The organism is Enhygromyxa salina, from assembly GCF_000737335.2.
Classification (GTDB): Bacteria; Myxococcota_A; Polyangia; order Nannocystales; family Nannocystaceae; genus Plesiocystis; species Plesiocystis salina_C.
The window spans coordinates 82,587-89,480 of the sequence record NZ_JMCC02000075.1; the positions used below are offsets into that span (position 1 = coordinate 82,587).

At 62.2% G+C, this 6,894-nt stretch carries 6 protein-coding genes; 4 read left to right on the top strand and 2 right to left on the bottom strand.

Annotated elements, in window-relative coordinates; genetic code table 11:
- The first annotated feature begins 47 nt into the window (after positions 1-47).
- Complete coding sequence (locus DB30_RS26515; RefSeq protein WP_146660726.1) at positions 48-557, top strand: hypothetical protein; 510 nt, start codon at positions 48-50, stop codon at positions 555-557.
- Here DB30_RS26515 and DB30_RS26520 read toward each other — a convergent pair.
- Entirely contained in the window at positions 536-2,398 is a 1,863-nt protein-coding gene (locus tag DB30_RS26520) for a recombinase family protein (RefSeq protein WP_052553967.1), read from the bottom strand. The genes DB30_RS26515 and DB30_RS26520 overlap by 22 nt on opposite strands.
- Positions 2,399-3,108: 710 nt before the next feature.
- Between DB30_RS26520 and DB30_RS26525 the strand changes: the two genes are divergently transcribed.
- The 3 genes from DB30_RS26525 (at position 3,109) to DB30_RS26535 (ending at position 6,110) form a co-directional block, all read left to right on the top strand.
- Complete coding sequence (locus DB30_RS26525; RefSeq protein ID WP_052553969.1) at positions 3,109-3,609, top strand: hypothetical protein; 501 nt, start codon at positions 3,109-3,111, stop codon at positions 3,607-3,609.
- Positions 3,606-5,591: a galactose oxidase early set domain-containing protein gene (locus tag DB30_RS26530; protein ID WP_165703960.1), complete on the top strand. Its 1,986-nt coding sequence runs from the start codon at positions 3,606-3,608 to the stop codon at positions 5,589-5,591. Before DB30_RS26525 ends, DB30_RS26530 begins: the two co-directional genes overlap by 4 nt.
- A gap of 108 nt (positions 5,592-5,699) precedes the next feature.
- Complete coding sequence (locus DB30_RS26535) at positions 5,700-6,110, top strand: hypothetical protein (protein ID WP_146660730.1); 411 nt, start codon at positions 5,700-5,702, stop codon at positions 6,108-6,110.
- Between the two features lie 200 nt (positions 6,111-6,310).
- Here the strand turns inward: DB30_RS26535 and DB30_RS26540 are convergent, their stop codons facing one another.
- Positions 6,311-6,856, bottom strand: a complete 546-nt coding sequence (locus DB30_RS26540) for a tyrosine-type recombinase/integrase (RefSeq protein ID WP_052553975.1) — start codon at positions 6,854-6,856, stop codon at positions 6,311-6,313.
- Positions 6,857-6,894: the final 38 nt, after the last annotated feature.

Genomic DNA, 6,894 nt, shown 5'->3' on the forward strand with positions numbered 1-6,894 from the left:
AGCTAGACGACAGCGAACCGAAGCCGCAGCCTCCTGGAGGCTTCGGCTTGGACAAGATCCTCTGTCTCTTCATCATTGGCAAGATCGTTTCTATCGACGAAGCGATCATGGTCTTTGCCAAAGAGGCCGGAAAGACCCCTGCTCACCGAACGACTCTACGAGCCACCAAACCCTTGCTGACTCGCGCCCGGCGTAGCCTAGGAGCGATTAAGGTGATGCGTAGCCGCTGGCTGGCGCACGGGTGGAGCAAGCAGCGAGGCAAACGAGACTCCCCACTGCTTGCCCGCCTGGAGAGCGGAGCGCCCGAATCAGTCGAAGAACTTCGATTCATTGCAATTTTGTACTTACAATACGTGTGCACGTTCATCGTGGCTATACCTGGACTTCTCCTTGAGGCCCACGAATACATGAAGCAGACCTCTCGTGAAACAGCACCGTTCGAGGAGAGTATCCCCTCTGACTTTGAAGCTGAGGCCCGCCAACTTGTGCATCAGGTCTGCGCGGAACTGGACATCGAGGACCTTCCGGTGATGATCTACGACCCTGGAGCGCTGTAGCTGGGAGGCATCAAGACGTCCAGGAGTCCCAGCCCATCTGATGATGCCAAGAGTCTGATCAGCCCATCCGCAGCCTCGTCGACGAGCACCTGCAGGCGATCGGTTAGAAGGCCGAGGGCTGGCCCACTCGGTCCACCACCTGCAACATTTCCAACTTTTCCTCCTCCCCCGTCGGCCGCAACGGGCTTGCTCTGGCCCTCGGAGGCGATTGGTCCCGAGTTCGAGTCGGGCTTTTTGGCGTGGGTGAGATTTTGGGCGGCTTCGGCGGTGGGATCGGCTTGCTCAGGGGCCCCAGAGGCGATCGACGCCGGGTTCGAGAGCGCTCGGACGGTTCTGACTGCGGCCTGGGCATCGGCCAGTTTGATGAACGCAGGATGAGGCTCGGCGTAGAGACCCTCAGGGCGCATCTGCCTTTTCGTGAACAGGGATAGAACAATGCGACGACGGTCGAAGGGTCCGAGGCCGCGATAGAGGGTGGGCAGGGCATGCAGACCCTCGAGCAGGGCGGTCACGGAGTCGGAGCCGTTTCCGCTGCCCTTGCTTCCACCGTCGTCGTCGAGCTCCGCGAGTTCGGTCAGGAGCACGGCCTGCTGGGAGCGCAGCTCGTCCTTCTTCGCGGTCCCCTCACCGGGAGAGAAGAAGCCCTCGAGCATAGCCTCGTCGAGCTTGCTCAGGCGGCCCCGGACATGGGCCAGTTGCCGATCGAGCGTAGCCTTCTCCGCCTTGCGTCGCTGCGAGCTGGTCTCGGCCAGACGCAAGGCGGCCTCGTGGGCCAGGCGGATGAATGAGGAGCCGGAGTCGGAGCCAGAACCGGAGTTGGGGGCACTGCCCATGCCCATGCCCAGACGCGCGAGGGCAGTCGCGAAGTGATCCTCGAGCTCGTCCTCCCGGATCGAGGTGAAAGCGCAGCCCTTGTTCTGGCAGACCATGTAGACCATGCCCTTGTGCAGACTGGGGATCAGGTAGCGCTCGCACTCGCAGCGGACCGTTTTGGCGTAGGCGTGGTCATGGTTTTGCTTGTTGGGAGCCAGACGTTGGTCCAGCACCGTCTGGACCTTGTCAAACAAGGCCTTGGAGATGATCGGCTCGTGGTTGCCCGGAAACAAGCGTGGCTCACCGGTCGAAGAGGGCGTCCAGCGCACCAGACCACAGGCGAAGGGGTTTCTGAGCATTCTCTGGAGGGCTGACTTGGTGAGCGGGCTGCCAGCGGAGTTGAGCATGCCCCGCGCCTTCATGTGCTTGGAAGCGGTTCGGATCGACCAGTTGCCGGTGGCCATGAGCTCAAAGACCTCCACGGTCAGCGGCCCCTGGATGGGATGGGCGTACTTCTTCTTGCGGTCGGGGTCGCTGTTGGCTCCGTCACGGTAGCCGATCGGGGCAGGACCAGGGTAGTAACCCCGACGCAGACATTCCCCCAACTTGGCGGTGACTTCCTCAGACAGGTTCTCCGAGTACCAGACGCACATGTTGCACAGATTGCGAAGCGCCAGTCTCCCCGCAGCCCGACGGGTGTCGAAGCGGCCCTCGATGACGATGAACTCCTTGCCCTTGGCCATCATCTTGTCGACCAGGGCGAAGTCCCCCACGTTCCGCGAGAGGCGGTCGAGCTTGTGCAGGATCACCCCGTCGATGTTGGGGCGATCCAAGGATTCAAGCATCTGGCGGAACTGACCCCGTTTCCCCTTGTAGGCGGAATGGGTCTCCTCGTACCACTGAATGATCTGGAGTCCTTCACGCTGGGCGTACTCACTGATCACACGCTTCTGATAGGGGATGGAGTTGTCATTGTCCTCTTGCTTCTTGGAGGAAACACGGACATAGGCCAGGACATTCTTGGACATAGGATGGGGGGTTAGGGAAGTAATGTAGCCCCTATTCTACAGCTCCTATTGGCTTAAGTTAAGCAAATTGTCCCCTTGGGCCCCTCCTTTGGTCATGGCCATCATCCCCCGGACGCCTTCGATCCCCAAACGTAGAGGATGACCAGACCTCGTTTTGGCCGTGACTACTCCCCATTTCACCCCGGAGGATGGTCGACTCGATTCGTCGCCTGTAGCATCGGAGCCAGCGGCGACGAATCTGAGAACCCAAACCAAGCATGAACCACAGCAGCACCCACAACACAGGCGGAGGTCTGGCTCAAGATGTAGCTCGGGCCCAAGATGCAAGCAAAGCTCAAGACGATGCACGTCTTCCCCAAGACCCAGGCCAAACCGAATCACGAGGCCCCTGGACGGCAGACGAAGAAGAGGCGATCTGCATGCTGATGGAGCTGATGCCCTTGCTGGCGCAGGCCAACGAGGCAGCCAAGCGCAGGCGCTACCGGGAGAAGGACCCGCTCTTGGGGGAGCTGTCGTAGAGGGGGATCCGGCGGTCGCAGGACCCGCACGAAAGCGCGCCTCGGTGTAATTTTTCCTTTCACGGGGCTATCAGGGTCCGGCTTGACAGGGCTTGCCTCTCCGGTCACGATTTGCGCATGCGATGCGTGAGCCGCAGATTCTGGGCGCCACTTTTTTGGGCGCCGTTGTTTGTCATGGGCTGCCGGGAACCGGTGGCAGATCAGGATTCTGGCACTGGCAGTGAAAGCGATGGCGGCCTCGAGGGTGGGCATGGTGAGTGTCCACCCCATCAGCACTACACCTGCGATGACGCCACCGAACCCGTCTGCGCCAAGTATGAGTGCGAGTCCGACATCGTCTACGGGGATCAACTCGACAACATCTGGACGCCCAACTGCGTGGATGGTTGCCACGAACCGGGCGGACAATGGGCGGATCTGGACCTGCGTGCCCCGGCGTCTGCCGGGCTCATCAATCAACCCTCTGCGCAGACTGGGCTCATGAACCTGGTCGATGGGGTCACAACTTTGCCCAGCCAGAGCTACCTCTGGCACAAGCTTCGGGGTACGCACACCTGCCCCGATCTGGTCGGCGGGGCCGGTCTGCAAATGCCGGCCCCCGAGGGATGCCAGCTCACAGACACCTTGATCGAGGCCGTCGAGAGGTGGATCTGCTGCGGGGCATGCCCGTCGCCAGAGGAGTGTCAGCCATGAAGCTCCCTACCCTCTTCCCCGCCATCTTCCTCCCCGCCATCCTGGTCACCGCTGCTTGCTCCGACAACGGTCCGGGCGGTGGCACGGATGCAGGAAGCGAAACAGGGGGAGGGCAATCCCTGTGCTCGGATGGCTCGGAGCCCCAGGACATTGGCCGCTGGTCGGAGGTCTTTGATTGGAGCGACATCCAAAGCCACATGGACTGCGCAGGTGAGCCAGACTGCGAGACGGGTTCACGCTCCGTCGTGGCCGTCCACGCGGTTCATTTGCACACCGGCAAGGTCTTGATCTGGCCCGAGTCCGAAGCCTACCTCTACGACTGGAAGACCCGGACCTTTTCCTACGCTCCGACGCGCTTTAACAACGTGCTGGCGTGTACCAACGAGGAGGGGGAGTCGACCAAGATCCAGTGCGAGACGGATGCCGACTGCGAGCCAGGCGAGACCTGCGAGGAGACGGTCTACGATTCGGACATTTTCTGTGCAGGCCACACTCCGCTGCCCGACGGCAGGATCCTGGTGGTCGGAGGCAACAACACCGGCGCGTTCGAAGATTCGGGTCTGGGCGATGTTCTGCTCTTTGATCCGGACACCGAATCCTGGAGCCTGCTCAACTCCCTGGCCAAGCAGCGTTGGTATCCCACCGCCACTGCGCTTGCCGAAGGGGGCGTGTTCATCATGGGAGGAACCAATGCAGGCGAAGTCGAGATCTACGACCTAGATCAGCCCAACGGGCAGACCACCGTGCTGCCTGAACTCTACCCATTCACGAACCCGCTCGTGCAGAACGAAGTGCGCCTGACGGGCATCCTCTACCCCTTCGTCTTCCAGTTGTGGGATGGTCGCCTCTTCGTGGGTGGGGCGGAGGATTCGGCTGGCCCCGACCAATGGAATGGCGTGGTGCTGGATCCGCAAACCGGCGAGTGGTTCGACAACCCAATCACTGAAGTCAAGACGAGCAACATCCCCGGTGGCGCAGCCGTGATGTACGCACCCAACATGATCATGAAGGCCGGTGGTGGCGACCAGCCTGGACCAAGGACCGAAGTCATCGATCTGTCGGCCGAGGACTACCTCGCCCAGGCCCAGTGGGAGGTCCGCGTGCCCATGAATCACGCACGGCACTTCTCCAACTTCGTGATTCTCGCAGACGGGACCGTTGCGGCCATTGGCGGCAACTCTTCCAACAACGGCGATTGGGGTCAGTGCGGTGGGCAGGGAAGCCGATGCTACCCGGTGGGCGACTATTACCAGGACATGACTGGCTGGAGTCCGAACCGGGTCGAGTCTATCGCCTGCGCTGCAAACATCTGCTCTTTCCTCGAGGGCCAAGAGAACGACCAGATCGTCAATTGCCAGGAAGATGGCGACTGTGACTTCCTCGGTCCCCCCTACAGTGGCGAGTGCGACAACCAGCCCGACGAGTGTGTGTTCGTCGACAACGCTGATTTCGCCACGAAAGTCACGGAGATCTGGCACCCCGATCCAGGCCGATGGTGCGAAGCGGCCACTCAGGAAAAAGAGAGGATGTACCACTCGACTGCGCTGCTGCTGCCCGACGGCACCGTGCTCTCGACGGGAAGCGGTGCCCGTCAGGGCCTGATCCAACAGCAGAACGCTGAGATCTACGAGCCTCCATACCTCTTCCGCGGCCCACGCCCCAAGCTGGCGCTCCCCTTGGACGGGCAGGTGGTCCAACACGGCCAGATCCTGTCGGTCACCCTCGATACCTCCGGCGGCGCGCCGACCTCCGATCAGATTCAGGAGGCAGCGCTCATCCGGCTGGGGTCGACCACCCACCAGTTCGACATGGCCCAGCGGCGTATCCCGCTGACCATCACCGATCGCCCCAGCGATGAGCTCGTCGAGCTCGAGGTGGAGCCCAACTCCTTTGATCTTCCTCCGGGATGGTACATGCTGTTCATCCTCAGCGACCAAGGGGTTCCCGCCGTCGCCCCCTATGTTCGTGTGGAGGAGTCCTGAGACATGTTTCGTCCAAGCCTTCCAGTCATCCTCAGCTTCCTTTTTCTCACCCTCGCTGCCTGCGGGCCTGACACCGAGGAGGCCCCCCCTCCCGCTGAGGAGTGGCTCGTGGGCGAGTGGTTCGTGGGTGACTGGGGCGACTCGTTCTGGGATCACCACGCCATCGACTGGACTCGGGTCGACGCCGACGGCACCTGGACCTATGGCAGCCGAGGCTGTAACGGGGAATGGATGATGCTTGGAGGCACCTGGCGAGAGCTCGAGCCTGGCCTTGCCGAGTTCAGCGCTTCGGAAGAAGGCGGGATTCTCCCCTTCAGTGGCTACAGTGGCAGCACCGCCCAGATGCGGTTTGAGGACACCTGCGCGCAGATTCCGGTGCTCTATTTCGCCGACGGTCAACTGTTCGACGATCGTCTGCTCGTCAGTCCCGGCACCGCATGTCTCGACAATTGCGATGGCTCGTCCCAACACACAGCCATCCCCTGTCCCGGCGTCGAGAACCCGTGTGCCGCGCAGTAGACGCATGTGCTCCTCGTGTGCTCCAACGCTTCGGAACGAGGCTCTCCAATAGAGGGCAAGGTGGAACAGGACGGGACAGGAAATCTGAGTGATCACGGGGGCTTGCGGCCCAACTGCGCGCCATCATTGACGTTTCTCGCAAGTCCCCGTACAGGTTCGACTCCTGCCGCGCGCAATGTTCTTTGGATAGGTAGAGGGTGCTAGCTGGCCGATCCGGTGATCGGCCCCTCCTCCCTGCCCCTATCCTGCCCCAAGTCGAACGCCTGGAGAGCCGCGATCGCCTGGCCACCCGCGCCGGGGATCAGGTGCATGTACTTCATGGTGGTGTCGAGCCGCGCGTGTCCGGCGAGATCCATGATCGACCGCGCCGGAACATTGGCCGCCGCGAGCCGCGTCACGAAGGTGTGCCGCAACCTGTGGAGCTTGCCACGCCGCCCCGGCTTGCCAAGCCCGGCCGCTCGCTCGACGTGTCCGACGGCGCAGCCCAGCGAGCTGTGGGTCTCATGGCCCCGTCCGTGTTTGCTGTCGCGCACGATCACCCACGGATCGGAGATCGAGCGAGGCAACGCATGAAGGGCCGCGACGACACGCGCCGTCATCGGCACCGTCCGCGGGCGGCCCCCTTTGGGCGGACCGAAGTGGCCGCGCCAGTGCGAACGCTGGACCACGATCTGAGCCTCCGGCGACCAGCGAAGGTTGTACCGGGTCACGTAGATCGCGAGCGAAGCGGCGAGTTTGTCTCGCACTGGCCGCGAGCATTGGCGAGCGACGTGAGAGCTCTCTC